This window comes from Ruegeria sp. (assembly GCF_965243365.1).
Classification (GTDB): Bacteria; Pseudomonadota; Alphaproteobacteria; order Rhodobacterales; family Rhodobacteraceae; genus Ruegeria.
In genome coordinates this window covers 2,907,945-2,925,034 of sequence record NZ_CBDEUW010000002.1, presented here as the reverse complement: position 1 = coordinate 2,925,034, position 17,090 = coordinate 2,907,945, and the positions used below count along the sequence as shown (strand labels likewise).

18 protein-coding genes are annotated in these 17,090 nt (G+C 55.8%); 11 read left to right on the top strand and 7 right to left on the bottom strand.

Annotated features, from left to right (window positions below):
- Positions 1 to 205: 205 nt before the first annotated feature.
- Positions 206 to 943 carry a 3-oxoacyl-[acyl-carrier-protein] reductase gene (fabG, locus tag ACP0GE_RS18210; RefSeq protein WP_424833320.1) on the bottom strand — a complete coding sequence of 246 codons (738 nt, stop codon included), beginning with the start codon at positions 941 to 943 and terminating at the stop codon, positions 206 to 208.
- 42 nt (positions 944 to 985) lie between these two features.
- The gene (gene fabD / locus ACP0GE_RS18205) at positions 986 to 1,924 is read right to left on the bottom strand and encodes an ACP S-malonyltransferase (protein WP_424833319.1); all 939 of its coding nucleotides are present in this window, start codon (positions 1,922 to 1,924) and stop codon (positions 986 to 988) included.
- 173 nt (positions 1,925 to 2,097) lie between these two features.
- Between fabD and ACP0GE_RS18200 the strand changes: the two genes are divergently transcribed.
- Entirely contained in the window at positions 2,098 to 3,324 is a 1,227-nt protein-coding gene (locus ACP0GE_RS18200; RefSeq protein ID WP_424833318.1) for a cytochrome b/b6 domain-containing protein, read from the top strand.
- 56 nt (positions 3,325 to 3,380) lie between these two features.
- On the opposite strand, the gene ACP0GE_RS18195 is transcribed toward ACP0GE_RS18200, so the two are convergent.
- Positions 3,381 to 3,953, bottom strand: coding sequence for a YceI family protein (locus ACP0GE_RS18195; protein WP_424833317.1), 573 nt, complete (start codon positions 3,951 to 3,953; stop codon positions 3,381 to 3,383).
- Between the two features lie 127 nt (positions 3,954 to 4,080).
- Positions 4,081 to 4,599 (bottom strand): hypothetical protein, encoded by a 519-nt coding sequence (locus ACP0GE_RS18190; RefSeq protein ID WP_424833316.1) that lies wholly within the window; start codon positions 4,597 to 4,599, stop codon positions 4,081 to 4,083.
- A 269-nt stretch (positions 4,600 to 4,868) separates the two neighbouring features.
- Here ACP0GE_RS18190 and rpsF point away from each other — a divergent pair, with 269 nt between their 5' ends.
- From rpsF to ACP0GE_RS18160, 6 genes are all read left to right on the top strand, one after another.
- Positions 4,869 to 5,222, top strand: a complete 354-nt coding sequence (rpsF, locus tag ACP0GE_RS18185; RefSeq protein ID WP_424833315.1) for a 30S ribosomal protein S6 — start codon at positions 4,869 to 4,871, stop codon at positions 5,220 to 5,222.
- Positions 5,223 to 5,250: 28 nt separating this feature from the next.
- Complete coding sequence (gene rpsR, locus ACP0GE_RS18180) at positions 5,251 to 5,478, top strand: 30S ribosomal protein S18 (protein WP_005608650.1); 228 nt, start codon at positions 5,251 to 5,253, stop codon at positions 5,476 to 5,478.
- Positions 5,479 to 5,490: 12 nt separating this feature from the next.
- The gene (gene rplI / locus ACP0GE_RS18175) at positions 5,491 to 6,114 is read left to right on the top strand and encodes a 50S ribosomal protein L9 (RefSeq protein ID WP_424833314.1); all 624 of its coding nucleotides are present in this window, start codon (positions 5,491 to 5,493) and stop codon (positions 6,112 to 6,114) included.
- A 152-nt stretch (positions 6,115 to 6,266) separates the two neighbouring features.
- Entirely contained in the window at positions 6,267 to 6,749 is a 483-nt protein-coding gene (locus ACP0GE_RS18170; protein ID WP_424833313.1) for a transglycosylase SLT domain-containing protein, read from the top strand.
- 286 nt (positions 6,750 to 7,035) lie between these two features.
- Positions 7,036 to 7,737 carry a LuxR family transcriptional regulator gene (locus ACP0GE_RS18165; RefSeq protein WP_424833312.1) on the top strand — a complete coding sequence of 234 codons (702 nt, stop codon included), beginning with the start codon at positions 7,036 to 7,038 and terminating at the stop codon, positions 7,735 to 7,737.
- Between the two features lie 119 nt (positions 7,738 to 7,856).
- Complete coding sequence (locus ACP0GE_RS18160; RefSeq protein ID WP_424833311.1) at positions 7,857 to 8,711, top strand: acyl-homoserine-lactone synthase; 855 nt, start codon at positions 7,857 to 7,859, stop codon at positions 8,709 to 8,711.
- A gap of 94 nt (positions 8,712 to 8,805) precedes the next feature.
- On the opposite strand, the gene tig is transcribed toward ACP0GE_RS18160, so the two are convergent.
- From tig to ACP0GE_RS18145, 3 genes are all read right to left on the bottom strand, one after another.
- Positions 8,806 to 10,137: a trigger factor gene (gene tig / locus ACP0GE_RS18155; RefSeq protein WP_424833310.1), complete on the bottom strand. Its 1,332-nt coding sequence runs from the start codon at positions 10,135 to 10,137 to the stop codon at positions 8,806 to 8,808.
- Positions 10,138 to 10,319: 182 nt separating this feature from the next.
- Entirely contained in the window at positions 10,320 to 11,444 is a 1,125-nt protein-coding gene (locus tag ACP0GE_RS18150; protein WP_424833309.1) for a porin, read from the bottom strand.
- A 305-nt stretch (positions 11,445 to 11,749) separates the two neighbouring features.
- Positions 11,750 to 13,441: an NAD(P)H-hydrate dehydratase gene (locus ACP0GE_RS18145; RefSeq protein ID WP_424833308.1), complete on the bottom strand. Its 1,692-nt coding sequence runs from the start codon at positions 13,439 to 13,441 to the stop codon at positions 11,750 to 11,752.
- Positions 13,442 to 13,610: 169 nt separating this feature from the next.
- On the opposite strand from ACP0GE_RS18145, the gene ACP0GE_RS18140 reads away from it, so the two are divergent.
- From ACP0GE_RS18140 to ACP0GE_RS18125, 4 genes are all read left to right on the top strand, one after another.
- The gene (locus ACP0GE_RS18140; protein ID WP_171179579.1) at positions 13,611 to 13,949 is read left to right on the top strand and encodes a P-II family nitrogen regulator; all 339 of its coding nucleotides are present in this window, start codon (positions 13,611 to 13,613) and stop codon (positions 13,947 to 13,949) included.
- Positions 13,950 to 13,982: 33 nt separating this feature from the next.
- Entirely contained in the window at positions 13,983 to 15,389 is a 1,407-nt protein-coding gene (gene glnA, locus ACP0GE_RS18135) for a type I glutamate--ammonia ligase (RefSeq protein ID WP_424833307.1), read from the top strand.
- 104 nt (positions 15,390 to 15,493) lie between these two features.
- Positions 15,494 to 16,138, top strand: coding sequence for an MSMEG_1061 family FMN-dependent PPOX-type flavoprotein (locus ACP0GE_RS18130; RefSeq protein ID WP_424833306.1), 645 nt, complete (start codon positions 15,494 to 15,496; stop codon positions 16,136 to 16,138).
- A gap of 77 nt (positions 16,139 to 16,215) precedes the next feature.
- Complete coding sequence (locus ACP0GE_RS18125) at positions 16,216 to 17,007, top strand: lytic murein transglycosylase (RefSeq protein ID WP_424833305.1); 792 nt, start codon at positions 16,216 to 16,218, stop codon at positions 17,005 to 17,007.
- Positions 17,008 to 17,090 lie beyond the last annotated feature (83 nt).

The following is a 17,090-nucleotide window of genomic DNA, read 5'->3' as shown; positions in this document are numbered from 1 at the left end:
TTCCTCATTCCTTTTCAGGGCTGTCTGCCCGGTTCTGCCCATGCCCGCGCGGGGTGGCTTGTTTTGCCCGTTCCGGGCGGTTTGGGTCCCGGAAACCCGGGAAATCTACAGAACCGGCCAATTTGACCGGTCCCTACGTATATGCGCCGCCTATAACACAGACGACGCGCAAGGCAAACGCTTTCGCGCCTGCCCCGAAACGCGCTTACAACATGGCCATACCGCCATTCACATGCAAGGTGCTTCCGGTAACATAGCCCGCCTCGGGGCTTGCCAGATACAGAACAGCCGCCGCGATTTCGCTGGGTTCGCCCATCCGCCCGGCAGGTACAGTCTTAAGCAGACCGGCCTTCTGGTCGTCGGTCAGCTTCTCTGTCATCGCCGTGGTAATAAAGCCGGGTGCGACGGCATTCACCGTAATTCCACGTGTCGCAACCTCATGCGCCAAAGCTTTGGAGAACCCGACCATACCCGCCTTGGACGCGGCATAGTTCGCCTGACCGGGGTTACCAATCGCGCCAACAACCGACGAGATATTCACGATCCGGCCCCAACGCGCCTTCATCATGCCGCGAACAACACCCTTGCACAGTTTCATGGTCGAGGTCAGGTTCACATCCAGAACGCTTTGCCACTCGTCTTCCGACATGCGCATGAACAGATTGTCCCGGGTGATACCGGCGTTATTGACCAAGATATCAACCGAACCCATCGCCTCGGCAGCTTGTTTCGGAAGCGCGTCAACCGCTTCCGGGTCACTGAGGTTACACGGCAGAATATGCGCCCGCTCGCCCAGCTCATCCGCCAGCGCCTGCAGCGGCTCGATCCGCGTGCCGGATAAGCCGACCGTCGCACCCGCGCCATGCAGGGCGCGCGCAATATCGCCCCCGATACCGCCCGACGCGCCGGTGATCAGCGCGTTCTTACCTGTCAAATCAAACATTCGGTTTCCCTCTTGTTTCGTCATTGCCGACGTATATTTGGATTACTCTTCGGCCTGAACGGCCTTTTGAACATCTTCCGGAGTTCCCACGGCCTTGCCCGCAATCGCCCGGTCAATCTTGCGGATCATACCGGACAGCGCCTTGCCGGCACCAATTTCCCACGTTTCGGTCACGCCATGCGCCGCCATAAACTGAACGCTTTCGCGCCAGCGGACCGAACCAGTGACCTGCTCGACCAACAGACTGCGGATCAAGTCCGGATCAGTGACCGCCTCAGCCCGCACATTGGCAACCAGCGGTACGGCCGGAGCTTTGATCTGCACATCTGCCAACGCCTCGGCCATCGCATCAGCAGCCGGTTGCATCAGTGCACAATGAAACGGAGCGCTCACCGGCAGCATCACGGCCCGCTTCGCGCCCTTTTCCTTGGCGATCTCGGCAGCGCGTTCTACCGCCGCCTTGGCGCCCGAGACCACAACCTGTGTCGGATCGTTGTCGTTGGCCGCCTGACAAACCTCACCCTGCGCAGCCTCTTGCGCTACGGCGCGCACAGCCTCCAGATCAAGACCCAGAATAGCTGCCATTGCGCCCTCACCCACAGGTACGGCGCTTTGCATGGCCAGACCCCGCGTCCGCAACAGACGCGCCGTATCACCAACCGAAAACGATCCAGCAGCCGCCAGCGCAGAGTACTCGCCCAGTGAATGGCCTGCCACAAAAGCCGCGTCGGTGTTCTGAACGCCTTCGGCTTCCAGCGCACGCATCGCCGCCATGGATGTCGCCATTAACGCAGGTTGCGCATTTTGGGTTAACGTGAGGTCCGCAATATCACCTTCCCAGATCAACGTGCTCAGCTTTTCCCCAAGGGCGTCATCAACTTCATCGAAAACCGCCTGAGCGGCCGGATATGCCTCGGCCAGAGCTTTACCCATTCCGATGGTCTGGGCACCCTGCCCCGGAAAAACGAACGCGCGTGTCATTGTTGCCTCTTGCATGACGTCAGGTTGCGGCGCGGTGTAAACTGACTGATCGCCTGGCACAAGCACTGCCTGTGTTCTGCATCCCGGCACCGTTACTGTGCGTCTGCTCGTACTTGCGTCAAGGCCACCCGTCTTTAGTTTGAGCACAGCGACAGAATCTCGGAGCGTCCCCAATGGCCACTACCAATTCCTTCTCCAGCTATGGCAGCGTCACCAAGACATTTCATTGGCTCACCGCCCTGCTGATCTTTACCGCGCTTCCGCTTGGATGGGTCGCCGACAACATGGCACATGCGGTATTCGACCCTTCTGTACCAACAACCGAAGAAGATATCGCCCGGACGGCGCGGCTGTTTTCGATCCATAAAACCATTGGAGTGTCAGTCTTTTTTGTAGCACTGGCGCGAATACTTTGGGCCGTGACGCAGACCAAACCCGGCTTGCTGAATGCCGAGAACAAGCCCGAGGCTTTCGCCGCCGAAACCGTGCACTGGATGCTATACGCCTCGCTCGTTCTGGTGCCGCTGACCGGCTGGCTGCATCATGCCTCCGCCGAAGGGTTCGCTCCGATCCTGTGGCCATTCGGGCAGAACCTGCCATTTGTGCCCAAATCTGCCTACCTGTCCGAATTGACCGCGGCCTTGCACTGGCTTTTCATCTGGGTGCTGGTCGGGTCGCTAGCTCTGCATATCATGGGCGCGCTAAAGCACCACGTAGTGGACAAGGACAGCACCCTTCGCCGGATGCTGCCGGGACACGCAGACGCGCCCGAGCCTCCGGCTCAGAAACATTCGGCGCTTCCGGTCGTCGCTGCCTTTGTAGTTTGGGTGGCTGTCATTACCGGAGGCTGGTCCATCGGTGTCTTCTCACCCCATTCAAAGGTTGGGTTGGACATCGATGAGTTGACCGAAGTGCAATCCGACTGGCAGGTGCAGGATGGCACATTGTCTTTGACCATCACACAGCTCGGCAGCCCCGTGACCGGCACGTTTGAAGACTGGACAGCAGCCATTGCTTTCGAAGACCCGGATGAGCCCGGCCTTTCGGGAACCGTTGAGGTGACGATTGCCGTAGGGTCGATAAATCTGGGCACTGTATCGGATCAGGCCAAGGGTGCAGACTTTTTTGACGTAGCCGCGTTTCCAACCGCAACGTTCAAGGCCGACCTTTATAAAACCACCGCAGGCTATGAGGCCCGCGGCCCCCTGACAATCCGCGATCAGACCGTTGATATTGTCCTGCCATTCACATTGGAACTTCAGGATGACAGCGCGACCATGATCGGAGCCGTCGACCTTAACCGGATGGATTTCGACGTCGGCACCTCGCAACCGACCGAAGAGTCGCTTGGCTTTGGCGTCGCCGTCTCGGTCGAGCTTACTGCGACCCGCGAAGAATAAGAAAACCGCCGGTGCATCTGGCACCGGCGGTTTCAACTTCAACAATCAGATCCGGCTTAGTCAGCCTTCTGAGCTTCGATCGAAATCCTGACTTCCACTTCGTCGCCGACAAACGGCGCAAACTGGCCCAGATCAAAATCGCTGCGCACCAGCGTGGTTGTTGCGTCAAACCCGGCCCAAGGCTTGTTGGCCATCGGGTGATCACCGACCTGGTTCAGCTTGGCATCCAAAACAACCGACTTGGTCACACCATTCATGGTCAGATCGCCGGTGATGTTCGCTGTATTGTCACCAGTGACCTCGATACCGGTCGAGGTGAAAGTGACCAGATCACCCTCAGCCGCACCAAAAAAATCTTCGGTCATAAAGTGATCTTCGCGGGGCTTCCAGCCGGTGATCATCTCGACAACCGGCATGGATACGGTCACGCTTGATGCGGCGGGATCTTCCTGGTCAAACATGATCTCGCCCTCAAACCCCGAGAACATACCTGTCGTCGTGGAATAGCCCAGGTGATTATACGTAAAAACAACTTGGCTGTGGCTGGGGTCCAGAACGTATTTTTCGGCGCTCGCAAAGGCCGTCGTTGCCGATACGGCCAAGGCAGCTGCAAGAAGTGTGGATTTCATGACAATCTCCGCAAATTTGTGGTCGCAAACCGGGTGGGTTGCTCAGAAACAAAAATGTGCCGCCCAAGGGCGGCACACAAGCTCTATTCATCAACAACTTCTGTTCCTTTTTGAACAGAGTGAAGAATTAAGCGAAAATCGGAACGTTTTGGCTTAGTTGACCCTTGAGCGCTCGGCTGACATCCGCCGATTCCAGTGGCAGTTTCATCAACAGGCTGCCATCCACGTCGAACAATTCCACCTGACCTTCGTCGAACCGGGCGCCGCCCAGCGAGTCATAGCTACGGCGCAGAACGGTCTGGGGGCGGCCGTTTTCATTCTTCTGCAGGATGCGCACCTCGCGGCGGATCGGGTCGAAATAGGCGTCCGGGCGGGCATCCAGAACCTCAATCGTCAGCAGGCTAACACCCGCAATCAGGAACATCAGCGACGCCACCAGCTTGATCGGCCAGACTTCGGCACCCATGACGGACCCTGGCATCAGCCACATCGAAAAGGCCGACAGAATCATAAAGGCGCCCAGCACCCGGAAAAGGATCATCCGGGCTTTCCAATTCGGTGAAAAAGTGATCAGAACTGGCACGGATTTCTCGAACCCGGCGCTCGGTGCAGATTGCTTGAAAGAGTTCGTATTTGTCACGGCCATTTGTCTCGCCCTGTCTTTGGTTCGGTTCGTCCGGGTGATCCCGGCTTAATGAACAACCTCGGGGCGAAAAGCGTCAGGAATTGGGCGGAGCAAAGGAAATAGGGCGACTTCACAATGGCATATGTGGCAGGGCTTGCTCCCCGCGCACAAACGTGTATATGAGGCCATCCTTCGCACTACGTATGAATCGCGCAGCCTCTCGTGGCAGGGTCGCGAAGGGCTTGATGGCCCCGCCTTTGAAATGCGCCTTGATATAAACAGGAGTGAACATGCCACTGTATGAGCATGTAATGATCGCGCGTCAGGATCTGTCCAACGCGCAGGCAGAAAGCCTTGTCGAACATTTCGGCACCGTTCTGGCTGACAATGGCGGTAACGTCATCGACAGCGAGTACTGGGGCGTCAAGACGATGGCTTATAAGATCAACAAGAACCGCAAAGGCCACTATTCCTTCCTGAAAACCGACGCCCCTGCTGGCGCCGTTCAGGAAATGGAACGCCTGATGCGCCTGCATGACGATGTCATGCGCGTTCTGACCATCAAGGTCGACGAGCATGCCGAGGGCCCTTCGGTCCAGATGCAGAAGCGTGACGAGCGTGGCGACCGCCGCGAGCGTCGTTGATCAACGCCTGAGAAAAGGACACTAAACCATGGCCGCAAAACCATTTTTCCGCCGCCGCAAGGTCTGCCCGTTCTCGGGTGAGAACGCGCCGAAAATCGACTACAAAGACACACGCCTGCTGCAACGCTACATCTCTGAGCGTGGCAAGATCGTACCTTCGCGCATCACCGCCGTTTCGGCGAAAAAGCAGCGTGAACTGGCCCGTGCTATCAAACGCGCCCGCTTCCTCGCCCTGCTGCCCTACGCCGTGAAATAAGGAGAAACTGACATGCAAGTTATCCTTCTGGAACGCGTTGCGAAACTGGGTCAGATGGGTGACGTCGTTGACGTCAAGCCCGGCTACGCCCGCAACTTCCTGCTGCCTCAAGGCAAAGCCCTGAGTGCGTCCGAGTCGAACATCGCCTCGTTCGAAGCCCAGAAAGCGCAGCTTGAGGCCCGCAACCTGGAAACCAAGAAAGAAGCTGAAGCGCTGGCTGAAAAGCTGGACGGCCAGCAGTTCATCGTGATTCGTTCGGCATCGGATGCCGGTGCTCTGTACGGCTCGGTCACCCCGCGTGACGCCGCAGACGCCGCGACCGAGGCTGGCTTCACCGTCGACAAGAAACAGATTGCTCTGGTCGCTCCGATCAAGGAACTGGGTCTGCACGCGGTTGCCGTCAACCTGCACCCCGAGGTTGCCGTTGAAATCAAGATGAACGTCGCCCGTTCGGAAGAAGAAGCCGAACTGCAAGCTTCGGGTAAATCGATCCAGGAACTGGCTGCTGAAGAAGAAGCCGCCGCTGAGTTCGAAATCGCCGAGCTGTTTGACGACATTGGGTCCGCCGCGTCCGAGGACGAAGAGCTGATCACCGAAGACGCTCCGGCTGAAGAAGAAGACGAAGCCAAAGCCTGATCTGGTCGGCATCGCTAAGATATGAGGCCGCGCTGTTTCAGCGCGGCCTTATTTTTTGCACGTTTCACGGGCAATAATTTGCCAGACCGAAGCCCTGTGCTTGCAGCCCGATCCTGCACGCCTAATATCCCCGGACATTTGGGAGAGCTTTAATGACAGATACGCTGCGCCGCACCCTACTGGCACTATTGCTGCTGGCCCCACTCGCCGCATGCAGCGATCCAAATGCATCCAGCCGCGCCGATACGTTTGACCCGCCGCTGTATCCCAACGAAACGCCTGAACTGCGCGCGTCTATCAACAAATGGGCAGATGAGTATGAGCTTCCACGCGAACTGGTGCACAAGCTTGCGATCCGCGAAAGCACCCACCGTCCCTGGGCGGTAAACCGCCCCTACTATGGGTTACTACAAATCCTACCGGCGACCGCACGCTCAATGGGCTACACCGGCAACGCACAGGGTTTGCTGGACGCAGACACAAATCTGGAGTTTGCCGGAAAGTATCTGCGCGGTGCATGGCTGCTGTCTGACGGCGACCAACAGCGTGCCATATTTCTCTACGCCAAGGGATATTACCCCGAGGCCAAAGCGCGCGGCATGCTCGTCGAAACCGGGCTAGTCCCCGCGCCTTAATGCCCAAATTATTCACTCATAACCCCTCATAAGTTCAATCATATCGACCACAACAATACCGTATTCCTGTACCTGAGCTCGAATTCAGAAGGATATGCCACGGGGCTTTTTGACCATGAAAAGTATTTATTTTTAATAAACTACGCCAAAAACAGCAGACTTTTGCCGCCTCTTCTTGTCATAGTGCGGGAAATATGATGTTCTGAGTAACGTCAGGACGGTGGGGTCGTTGTTTCCTGGCGCAAATGGGGTCTCCCGTTGACGCGGGTTCAAGTAGTTCAGCCTTATGGAAATTGTGGATCTCAGCACCCTACCCCAAGAGGATACTCGTTACGATGAGTTCCTGCGACAGGTCTGCGACAAATTCGAAATGGAACACGCTGCCTATGCCGGTATGAACCCGGCGGCTGGCACGATCCACGGGCATGTCACCTATCGCGACGACTGGAAGGCACACTATCAGGAACAGGGCCTGCAACTGATCGATCCGACCTTGCACATGAGCATGCGCAGCATTGCTCCTCTCGATTGGAGCAGGCTTGAACGCAACAAGGAATTTCAACGCGTTTTCCGAGACGCCCATGACTTTGGCCTTTCGGATCAGGGGATAACCATCCCGGTCCGCGGCCCATATGGTGATATCGGGCTGCTCAGCGCCACGCGCGACTGCAGTCGAGAGGAATGGGAAAAGCTGGTTCCGAATGTCATCAGCGAGCTTCAATCGCTGGCGGTCCATATCCATGACAACGTCATGGCATCGGATGCGGTCAGCCGAATGCTGTACCACCCGACCCTGTCCAGCCGGGAAATCGAAATCCTGCAATGGGCCGCTGCCGGTAAATCTCAGCAGGATATTGGCGACATCCTGTCGATATCGCACCGCACGGTCGAAGTGCATCTGCGCTCGTCCCGTGAAAAGTTGAACGCACTGACCACGCCACAGGCTGTCGGGCGCGCGATTGGAATCGGGCTAATCTACCCAGGATAATACGAAAATTAACGATTTACCGGCTTTTCCCACCCAATAATACGGGAAACCCCCAATAGATTCGTATCCCAAAGCCAATACCCTTGTGGATACCGACATACCACTCGAAGGGGGATAAGATGATCTTGGTAGTAGACGGGCTGAACAGGCATCTGTTTGGCAAAGTTCTTGACGAAATGTTTGAACTGAGAGCGCGCGTTTTCGGTGGCCGTCTCGGATGGGACGTCAACATCGAAGATGGAAAGGAAATCGACCAGTTTGACCATCTGGATCCAGCATATGTGATCGGTCTCGACGACGGGGGGAATGTCGTCGCTGCCGTACGTGCGCTGCAGACCACTGGTCCACATATGCTGTCCGATGTCTTCTCGGCAATCTTGTGCGGCGAGGCGCCGATCCGCAGTGCGACCATGTGGGAATCCACACGCTTCTGCGTTGACACACAGCGCCTGACACGCGGGAAAGAGAAGAACTCGGTGTCTTATGCGACATGTGAGCTGATGATTGGCTCTCTGGAATACGCCCGTCGCGCGGGTATTCAGGATATCATCACCGTAATCGATCCGGTCATGAATCGTGTCCTCAAGCGGTCAAACTGCGCACCCTATGACTATGTAGGAGAGACAGTTCCAATGGGCAAAGTCCCCGCGATGGCCGCTCTGTTGGACTGCACCGAAGAGCGTATTAATGGCGTGCGCGACTTTGCAGGCATTCACCACGATGTCTTTGTTAGCGACGAAAAAGCGCTGGAGATGCTCAAGGCCAAAATGCCCAAGCCGCAAACTCCAGCAAATCGCGATCACAAGCCGCTGACAGAGTTAGAGAAATACTTTGTTGAGCAGATCAATGCCGCGACAAGCGAAGATGAGAAACTGGCCGTCCTGAAACTGATCGAGGAACTGACGACCGCTTTCACAGCAGAGCAAAGGACCGCTCTGCTAGGAACCCCCCGTGCTTTTGCTAATGAGGCCTGACCCCCTCACCTCATAAGTTCAAAAGCCACCCATGCGGAGCCGTCCTATGTCGGGCGGCTCCGTTTTATTATCTCAGCAGAAGAGGGAGAGAAGATTATTCCTCTTCCAGTGCCTCAACGGCTTTCTGCAAGTCGTCTTTGTTGACTTCTTTGTCGGTGACGTCAGCCAATTCGACGATGTAGTCGACAACCTTGTCTTCGAAGATCGGCGCACGCAGCTGCTGCTGCATCTGAGCGTTCTGTTGCACAAATTCAAAGAACTGACGTTCCTGACCCGGATACTGACGCGCCTGGTTCATGATGGCCTGAGTCATCTCGGCATCAGTGACTTCAACCTCGGCCTTCTGACCCAGTTCAGCCAGCAACAGGCCCAAACGCACGCGACGTTCGGCCAACTTGTTGTGCTCTTCTGTCGGCTCGACTTCGCCGTGATCGTGGCCTTCCACATCCGGGTTTTCCTCGTGGAACAACTGATGCGCGATCTGCTTGGCTTCGGCCTCGACGAGCGTCGGTGGCAGGTCGAATGCAACCTTCTCGTCCAGCACGTCCAGCAGCGCACGCTTCATAACCGCGCGTGAAGCACCGGCATATTCGGCCTCCAGACGTTCGGCGATCTGGCCCTTGAGCCCGGCCAGATCTTCGGCACCGAATTTCTTGGCCAAATCGTCGTTGATCTCAGCAGCAACCGGCTCTTTCACCTCTTTGATGGTGCAGGAGAAGACGGCGTCTTTACCGGCCAGATGCTCGGCACCGTACTCCGCAGGGAAGGCAACGTTGACGTCTTTTTCTTCCTCGGCTTTCACGCCGACCAGCTGCTCTTCAAAGCCGGGGATAAAGCTGTTGGAGCCCAGAACCAGCGGGTAGTCCTCGGCCGAGCCGCCTTCGAACTCTTCGCCATCAACCTTGCCAACAAAATCCAGTACGACTTGATCGCCATCCTTGGCTTTCGAACCCTTGCGGCGCGCTTTAAAGTCCTGAGCGGTTTCAGCCAGGTTTCCCAGCGCCTCTTCAACCGCAGCCTCGTCAGCTTTGACAATAAGCTTGTCCAGCTTGACCGATTTCAGATCGACCTCGGGGATTTCCGGCAGCGCCTCATAGGACATTGCGACCTCAACGTCGTCGCCTTCTTTCCAGTCCTCATTGGTCATCTTGACCTCAGGCTGCATTGCAGGACGGTCGCCGCTGTCTTCGAAATGCTTGTTCATGGCACCGTCAATGGATTCCTGCATCGCTTCGCCCAGCAGGCGCTGGCCAAACTGCTTTTTCAGCAGCGCCATCGGCACCTTGCCTTTGCGGAAACCTTTCATTTCGACTTCCGGCTGCGCTTCAGTCAGTTTCTCGTTGACCTTGTCGTCCAGCTCGGCTGCGGTCACAACGATGTTGTAGCCGCGTTTCAGACCTTCGTTCAGCGTCTCGGTAACCTGCATTATGGTAGTCCCCATAGGATTCGGGGCGCGCAAAAAGGGCGCGCCGGGCAAATTTGACGCCTTCTATTTGCCCTGCCGCCCGCGCGCAAGAGGCAAAGGCCGGATAAGCCCTGATTTGCCACCATGTTGAATAAAAAACGCCCCGGACAGACCGGGGCGCTTCGGTTGCTACGGTATCGTTGTCAGAACCTCCAACGCGCGCCCAGCACCCAAGCTTCGTTATTGTCAAACGAGGTTCCGTTGTCGAAGTCGTGATTGCGGTACTTCAGGTAGACATCGGTATTGATCGCATCAACCTTCTGAACGACCGCGATGCCCCATGCTTCGGTACTGGACCCGCTCGTGTCGAAATCCGCGCCATCATAGTAGTCAATACCGATCCCGGTCTTACCCCAGGATACCCAGTCGCCTTCGTATGAGATCTTGCCGTACCAATAGTTCGGATCGGATGCACCGGCCTGATCGTCGTCACGCGTACCACCGGCCAAAGTGAACCCCAAACCGCTGGGCAGAAGGACAGAAGCCGACCCGATTGTGTCCTTGCGATCCCCGGAATTGTCGTCCCGTTCCCGCACCGAATAGGCCACCCCAGCCGCAAATTCGACACCGCCCGCAAAAACGTTTCCGTAGAACAGACCAACATCGTAATAGTCATCGTCATCGCTGCTGGAAAGGATGTTCTGACCATAGGCAAAACCCGCAGTAAAGCCATTGATGTCAGGCGTGTCGTACCGGATCCGCCCCCGGCGTGCGCCATCGAGGTTGCTACTGGAATCGCCCACGGTGATGCCGCTCAAGACACCATCGGTTCCCCGGTAGAAAAACCCGCTGTTTTCATCATTGGTAAATGAGTAAAGCGCCGTTCCAACATAAGACAGGTCCAACTCGGCCGCGCCGTCGGAAACCATGCTCCCCTGACCCGCCGAAAACTTACCATAATCGCCCTTCAGCGCGAAATCGACATGGCGGATGTCTTCCCGTGTCCATCCGCTGAAGTCCGTGCCCAACTGGTTCCACTCGCTGGAATTGGGAAGGCCAAGGGCAGATTCAAATCGGAAAGTGAACTCGTTGCTGCCGTAGGGTTGCATCAACCTCAGCCCAACGCGGCTGTTTGACAGATCATTGTCCAGAACACGTGTGTCCGTTTCCTGCCCGTCATCTACCGAGATCAAAGCAGGGTTGAACTGCCCATACAACAGCACATAACCGCCGCTGTTATTTTCGTATTTCAGTTCTGCCGCAGCGGGAATTGCTGTGGTTGCAGCCAGAACTGCCGCCATCGAAGTCAGTTTGAAATTCACTGTCATGTCAGTCACCATGAATGGTTCGGGTTGTCACATACTGCCAAGATGTTTACGGAAACTTGTGTTTCCAGAGATCGCCCATTCTCGCCCTGCCTTCATTGCAGTTTCGCAACATGTTTCTCGCCGCAAGGCGTAAATACTGTTTTTTTTAAATGGGTTGCAAAACATCGGAGACTCGAAATCTAAAGCCGCAAGAAAATTCTGCCTTCCGGCACTGCGCCTTGCAAACACCCGCTATGCACCCAGCGGGAAGCAGCGGCAAGTTTCTGCCAGTCTAGCACGTTTTAAGCCAGAATACGCCTATGTCTTCAGATATCAATTTCTCTGAATACCATCGGCAGTTGCTCGGGCAAATCCTCGGCAATCAAGCCCGGACCAAACAGCAACGCGCACTCAACATGCAGCCAAGCCGCAGTCTCGGCAGCCTGCATCGGAGCAAACCCGCGCGCCAGCAGCCCGGTTATGAAACCGGCCAGCACATCGCCTGACCCGGCCGTGGCCAACCACGGTGCGGCGCGTTCATAATGCGCCGAATTGATCGAGCACCGCCCGCCCGGGTCGGCAATCACGGTATCCGGTCCCTTGAACAACACCACACACCCTGCCCGCTGTGCCGCCTCACGCGTGGCATCGACCTTGGAATATGCCGGCCCCTTCGTCGGGACGGCGTTTAACTTTTCAGCAATATCCGGAAACAACCGCGCAAACTCACCGCCATGAGGGGTCAGGACGCAGTTGTCATGCAGGTTTGTAAACAAACGCGAGGGGTCATCCACAAATGCCGTCAAAGCATCAGCATCCAATACCGTCGCGCGTTTGGCCTCCAGAGCGACAGGCACCAAATCCCGCGCCCGCTCGATCCCTAAACCGGGGCCGAGACACAAAGCGTTCAGCCGTTCATCCTGCAACACGTCTGAAAGCCCATCGGCCCCGTCTACCCGTTGCATCATGATAGCCGTCACCTGTGTTGCAACTTCCATTTGCGCAGACGAGGGAACGCCCAACGTCACCAATCCGGCCCCAATCCGCAAAGCCCCCCGCACCGATAGCCGCGCAGCACCGGTTTTGCCGGAACCGCCGGATAAGATGACAGCGTGACCATGGCTGTATTTGTTGGCATCCGCATATTTTTGAAACTCATCAGACGGACCGTTCAGCAACCGAACAGGATCTGCGTCCACCTCTAGAGCGATATCGCTTCGGTCTTCGCCGCTCAGGAGTGTTTGGCGTAATGTGTCAGCGTCTTTTGACTCGGAAACAATTGAGAAAAGTTGATCAAATCCCTTGAGCAGGCGGTGATGGTTAAGTGTGGAATTGATTTTGTCGATTCCTATGTCCTTTACACGTAGCGAACTGAAGCACGGGTCGCCCAAGTAGTGCCCAAGTTTCGCGCGATGGAACGTCACGCAAAGTTCAGCGGCAATTAAAGCAAAAACGTCATCCCGTTCAGCCAAGAACCGACCACTGTCACTGTCTATTCCGCTACGGACATCTACCGAAACTTTATTCAGGAAGCCCATTGGGCTCTGAGAAAAAAAGTTCAATAGCTTTATTTCAGCATCTTTGGCCAAAGGTCTTGTAAGACCCGTGCCGAATAACGCGTCAACCACCACTCCATTTTTGTCGAGTGTCAGCGGAAATATGTGATCCGGGATCTCATCCATGAAGTCGTGAACGCCTCCCATTTCCATCCAACGGTGGTAGTTCGCCTCTGCATCCGGCGGAAGCTTATTGGGGTCGCCATAGAGAAAAACCTCAACCTCCCAACCCCATTCTTTCAACAATCGTGCAATGACAAATCCATCGCCGCCATTGTTGCCAGGCCCACAGAGCACCAAGGCAACTCCACTCGTTGTTGCCAACTCCGGCCACTCTTCGAAAATCGCCTCGACAACGCCGCGCCCTGCCCGCTCCATCAACTCAAGTCCGGTCACCTGACCCGAGTCGATTGCCGCCTGTTCCATCGCCCGCATCTGCGCCGCTGTCAGCAATTCTGTCATCCAAACCCCTCACGCGATTCAATTTCGATTACTTTTTGTGCAGTTCGATCAAAAAATAACCCAACGCCTGTTTTCAGAGCACCAGATCACAGCCAATACCGCAATCAGATTGCTGCCCGATCTTAGACGTGATCACTGCAGCACAGACAACCATGCAAGGTGACCCGGAATGAAAAAGATCGAAGCGATCATCAAGCCGTTCAAACTGGACGAAGTGAAAGAAGCGCTGCAGGACGTTGGCGTTCAGGGTCTCAGCGTGATCGAGGTCAAGGGCTTCGGTCGCCAGAAGGGCCACACAGAACTGTATCGCGGCGCAGAATATGTCGTCGACTTTCTGCCCAAAGTAAAGGTCGAGGTCGTGTTAGATGACGATCAGGTCGATGCCGCCATCGAGGCCATCGTCTCGGCCGCCAAGACTGACAAGATCGGCGACGGCAAGATTTTTGTATCGCCCATCGAACAAGCCATTCGCATCCGCACCGGCGAGACCGGCTCGGACGCGCTGTAACAGACATATCTTCAAACCAGAGGAAACAAGAGAATGAGCAAGGACGCAGTTCTTCAGCTGATCAAAGATGAAGGCGCCGAATATGTAGACGTTCGCTTCACCGACCCGCGCGGCAAGTTGCAGCACGTGACCCTGATGGCCGATCAAGTCGACGAAGACTTCCTGGAAGAAGGCTTCATGTTTGACGGCTCTTCCATCGCAGGTTGGAAATCAATCGAAGCATCCGACATGAAGCTGATGGTCGATACTGATAGCGCTTACGTCGACCCCTTCTACGCAGAAAAAACAATCTGCGTACACTGCTCGGTGGTCGAGCCTGACACCGGCGAAGCGTATGAACGTGATCCGCGCGGCACAGCTCAGAAAGCCGAAGCTTATTTGAAATCCAGCGGTATCGGCGATGCTGCGTTCTTCGGCCCCGAAGCGGAATTCTTCCTGTTTGATGATGTTCGTTTCTCGAACAGTATCAACAAGGTATCCTACGAAGTTGATGCAACTGACGCATCGTGGAACACCGACACCGAGTATGAGATGGGCAACATGGGCCATCGTCCCGGTGTCAAAGGTGGTTACTTCCCGGTCAACCCGATCGATGAAAGCCAGGACCTGCGCTCGGAAATGCTGTCGACCATGAAGCGCCTCGGCATGAAGGTCGACAAGCACCACCACGAGGTTGCCTCGTGCCAGCATGAGCTGGGCCTGATCTTCGACAGCCTGACCAAGCAAGCCGACGAGCTGCAGAAGTACAAATACGTCATCCACAACGTTGCACATGCCTACGGGAAATCGGCGACCTTCATGCCGAAGCCCATCGCAGGTGACAACGGCACCGGCATGCACGTGAACATGTCGATCTGGAAAGACGGCAAGCCTTTGTTCGCTGGCGATAAATACGCTGATCTGTCGGATGAGGCACTGTACTTCATCGGCGGCATCCTGAAGCACGCCAAGACCCTGAACGCCTTCACCAACCCGGCGACCAACAGCTACAAGCGTCTGATCCCCGGCTTCGAAGCCCCCGTTCTGCGCGCCTACTCGGCCCGTAACCGTTCGGGTTGTGTCCGTATTCCGTGGACCGAAAGCCCGAAAGCCAAGCGCGTCGAAGCTCGTTTCCCCGACCCGGCCGCGAACCCCTATCTGGCATTTGCCGCGTTGCTGATGGCCGGTCTGGACGGCATCAAGAACAAGATCGATCCGGGCGAAGCCATGGACAAGAACCTGTACGATCTGCCTGCCGAAGAACTGGCCGACATCCCGACCGTTTGCGGCTCGCTGCGTGAAGCTCTGGAGGCTCTGGCATCCGATCACGACTTCCTGCTTCAGGGCGACGTGTTCACCAAAGACCAGATCGACGGCTACATCGCACTGAAGATGGAAGAGGTCGAAACCTACGAGCATACGCCGCACCCGGTTGAGTACGGCATGTACTACAGCTGCTGATCCAGAATTTTCGACGAAAGTTCTTCAAGGGCGCCCATCGGGCGCCCTTGTTTCATTTGATGTGATCTTTCACACTCATACACGCAAAGGTTAGGAGAGATCGCATGGCATCCGACGACCCATTTTCGCGCTTCACCGATTTCGTGACATCCACAGAACAGCTGGAGACAGTCACCGGCGCGCCCCTGCCCCAGATCATTGCCAAAGAACTGCCAGCACTGGATCAGATGTGCCGTGATTTCATCGGTAAATCCACCTTCTGCCTGATCGCCTCAGCCAATCCGGACGGGTATCTCGACATTTCACCACGTGGTGACCCCGAAGGGTTTGTTCAGGTACTCTCGGACAGCCTGATCGCAATCCCGGACCGCCCTGGAAACAAACGCGTTGATACATTTCACAACGTGCTGAAGGACCCCCGCGCCAGTGTCATCTTCTTCGTTCCCGGCAAAATGGAAACGCTGCGTCTGCGTGGCTCAGCCCGCATTTGTGCGGATCAAAATCTATTGGAGAGTATGGCGGTGAACGACCATCCGCCCAAACTTGCGCTGTTGATCCATGTCGATACTGTCTTTGCCCATTGCCCGAAATGTGTGATCCGCGCGAACCTGTGGCAGCCGGAGAAATGGCCGGACGCATCCAGCTTACCCAACATGAACGCCATGATGGTCAAACACGCAAAGATCAACAAAACCCCGGATGAATGGTTTGAAAGCCTAAAAGCCGCAGGTGAATTGGATTTATACTGATTGGAGCAAAAGCTCTTTGCGATCAGAAACAGGGATAATACCCTTCTCACCAGATTTCTGAATGACGGATTGCCCTTATGCTTCGCGCAGTTTTGCTTGCACTTGCCCTGACCTCACCCGTTGTCGTTCATTCGGCACCCTGCGGAAACACCGGCGCCGGGTTCGAGGCCTGGAAAGCCGATTTCGCAAAGACCGCAAAACGCGCGGGGGTGAAAAAGAAGGGCCTGCAAGCTCTGGCACAAGCGCAATATGCGACACGGACCATTGCGGCGGACCGTAACCAGAAAAGCTTTAAATACTCGCTGGATAAGTTCATGCAGGTGCGTGGCGCAGATACGATTGTTGCGCTTGGGCGCAAACGCAAAGCCGCCAACCCGCAATTCTATGCCGCGTTGGAGCAGCAATATGGCGTGCCAGCGGGCGTCCTGATCGCAATTCACGGGATGGAGACCGGCTTTGGCAACTTCATGGGCGACAGTCAGGTCGTGTCCGCGATAACAACGCTTGCCTATGATTGTCGACGATCAGGTTTTTTCAAACCTCACGCAATTGGGGCATTAAAACTGATCGATGCAGGCAGCATCACCATGGCGACAAAGGGGGCAAAACATGGCGAACTGGGCCATACGCAATTCTTGCCCGGTAATGCTTTGACCTATGGTGTGGACGCCACCGGAGATCGCCAGGTGGACTTCTACAACATGACTGATGCCTTGGCTTCAACTGCGAATTTCTTACGTAAAAAAGGATGGAAACCCGGTCGCGGTTACCAGCAGGGACAGCCGAACTTCAAAGTGATCGAACAATGGAACGCCGCGACTGTTTACCAGCAATCAATCGCCATCATGGCGCAACGAATCGACAATTAGGTAACCCCCGATTCAGACATACGCCTTCCCTGATTTGGACAAATTGCTGCCACAAAAGTAAAGAAAGGCCTTAATTCCTTTAA

Bases quoted from the DNA above. Each gene is read 5' to 3' on its own strand.
- ACP0GE_RS18170 (WP_424833313.1), top strand. From the start codon at position 6,267: ATGACAGATACGCTGCGCCGCACCCTACTGGCACTATTGCTGCTGGCC.
- ACP0GE_RS18195 (WP_424833317.1), bottom strand. From the start codon at position 3,953: ATGAAATCCACACTTCTTGCAGCTGCCTTGGCCGTATCGGCAACGACG.
- ACP0GE_RS18165 (WP_424833312.1), top strand. From the start codon at position 7,036: ATGGAAATTGTGGATCTCAGCACCCTACCCCAAGAGGATACTCGTTAC.
- ACP0GE_RS18140 (WP_171179579.1), top strand. From the start codon at position 13,611: ATGAAAAAGATCGAAGCGATCATCAAGCCGTTCAAACTGGACGAAGTG.
- rpsR (WP_005608650.1), top strand. From the start codon at position 5,251: ATGGCCGCAAAACCATTTTTCCGCCGCCGCAAGGTCTGCCCGTTCTCG.
- ACP0GE_RS18200 (WP_424833318.1), top strand. From the start codon at position 2,098: ATGGCCACTACCAATTCCTTCTCCAGCTATGGCAGCGTCACCAAGACA.
- ACP0GE_RS18125 (WP_424833305.1), top strand. From the start codon at position 16,216: ATGCTTCGCGCAGTTTTGCTTGCACTTGCCCTGACCTCACCCGTTGTC.
- glnA (WP_424833307.1), top strand. From the start codon at position 13,983: ATGAGCAAGGACGCAGTTCTTCAGCTGATCAAAGATGAAGGCGCCGAA.
- fabG (WP_424833320.1), bottom strand. From the start codon at position 943: ATGTTTGATTTGACAGGTAAGAACGCGCTGATCACCGGCGCGTCGGGC.
- ACP0GE_RS18145 (WP_424833308.1), bottom strand. From the start codon at position 13,441: ATGACAGAATTGCTGACAGCGGCGCAGATGCGGGCGATGGAACAGGCG.
- rpsF (WP_424833315.1), top strand. From the start codon at position 4,869: ATGCCACTGTATGAGCATGTAATGATCGCGCGTCAGGATCTGTCCAAC.
- ACP0GE_RS18160 (WP_424833311.1), top strand. From the start codon at position 7,857: ATGATCTTGGTAGTAGACGGGCTGAACAGGCATCTGTTTGGCAAAGTT.
- ACP0GE_RS18150 (WP_424833309.1), bottom strand. From the start codon at position 11,444: ATGACAGTGAATTTCAAACTGACTTCGATGGCGGCAGTTCTGGCTGCA.
- ACP0GE_RS18130 (WP_424833306.1), top strand. From the start codon at position 15,494: ATGGCATCCGACGACCCATTTTCGCGCTTCACCGATTTCGTGACATCC.
- ACP0GE_RS18190 (WP_424833316.1), bottom strand. From the start codon at position 4,599: ATGGCCGTGACAAATACGAACTCTTTCAAGCAATCTGCACCGAGCGCC.
- rplI (WP_424833314.1), top strand. From the start codon at position 5,491: ATGCAAGTTATCCTTCTGGAACGCGTTGCGAAACTGGGTCAGATGGGT.
- tig (WP_424833310.1), bottom strand. From the start codon at position 10,137: ATGCAGGTTACCGAGACGCTGAACGAAGGTCTGAAACGCGGCTACAAC.
- fabD (WP_424833319.1), bottom strand. From the start codon at position 1,924: ATGACACGCGCGTTCGTTTTTCCGGGGCAGGGTGCCCAGACCATCGGA.